The organism is Aquabacterium sp. A08 (assembly GCF_011742065.1).
Genome location: NZ_JAAQQT010000019.1, coordinates 1 through 985, shown reverse-complemented (window position 1 = coordinate 985; position 985 = coordinate 1). Strand labels below are relative to the sequence as shown.

The 985-nt window shown below is 70.7% G+C and carries 1 protein-coding gene and 1 pseudogene; both read right to left on the bottom strand.

Annotated features, from left to right (window positions below; genetic code table 11):
- Positions 1-178: 178 nt before the first annotated feature.
- Complete coding sequence (locus HA630_RS00110; RefSeq protein WP_166831956.1) at positions 179-655, bottom strand: peptidylprolyl isomerase; 477 nt, start codon at positions 653-655, stop codon at positions 179-181.
- Between the two features lie 58 nt (positions 656-713).
- Positions 714-985 (bottom strand): annotated as a pseudogene (locus HA630_RS00105) (SPOR domain-containing protein); the annotation flags it as partial.

The window sequence follows — 985 nt, the reverse complement described above, 5'->3', positions numbered from 1 at the left end:
GCGCTGGACGGCACCTTTGTGAAGGTGGTGGCCTGGTACGACAACGAGTGGGGCTACGCCGCCAAGTGCCTGGACATGGTGCGGGTGGTGTCCCGCTGAGCCCCGGACGGGCACCGACGCCAAAAGCGCCCTGCGGGGCGCTTTTTTGTGCCCGTGGCCGGGCGCGATGGCGCTCGAATCAGTGCTGGTGGCCGTGGGCGCCGTGGGCGTGGCCGTGGGCCACTTCCTCGGGGGAGGCGGCGCGCACCTCCAGCACCTGCAGGGCAAAACGCAGCGTCTTGCCGGCGTGGGGGTGGTTGCCGTCCAGGATCACCTGGGGGCCTTTGACCTTGACCACGGTGAAGATGCGTTCGTGCCCGCCGTCGGCCACCCCGCGCAGGGTGCCGCCAACCTTGACACCGGGCGGAAAATCCTTTTTGGCTATGGTCTGTACCAGGGCTTCGTCGCGCTCACCGAAAGCGTCGGCCGGGGCCAGTTCGACGGTGGTGGCAAAGCCCACGGCCTGGCCTTCCAGTGCCGCTTCCAGCTTCTCGAAGGTGTTGCCGTAGCCGCCGTGCAGGTAGGCCATGGGGGCGTCGCTGGCTTCGAGCAGCTGGCCCTGGGTGTCGCTCACCCGGTAGCTCAGGGTGACGACGGTGTCTTTGGCGATCAACATGGTGCGCTCCGCAAAAAGAGGGTGATTGTGCCTGCGCCGGCGGCCGCGCCTGGCGCGCTCAAGGGCAGCGCTGCAAGGGCTGGCCGGCGAGCACCCCGGTGGCGGCGATCTGGCGCCGCTGGGCTTCGGTCAGGGTGGGCAGGCGCAGGGTGTGGCTGCGGACCTCCTGGCGCTCCTGCACCACGCGCACGCCGTCCACCCCGCGCAGCACGGCGGCGGCCAGGGCGCGGCGGGCCGCTTCCTCGGTGGAGTAGGTGCCCAGGGCCAGGCCGGGTTGCAGGGCGGGGGTGTTCACCTCGCGGTGGTCGATCTGGGCCTGGCGCAGCTCGG

Coding starts and splice junctions, on each gene's coding strand:
- HA630_RS00110 (WP_166831956.1), bottom strand. CDS start 655: ATGTTGATCGCCAAAGACACCGTCGTCACCCTGAGCTACCGGGTGAGC.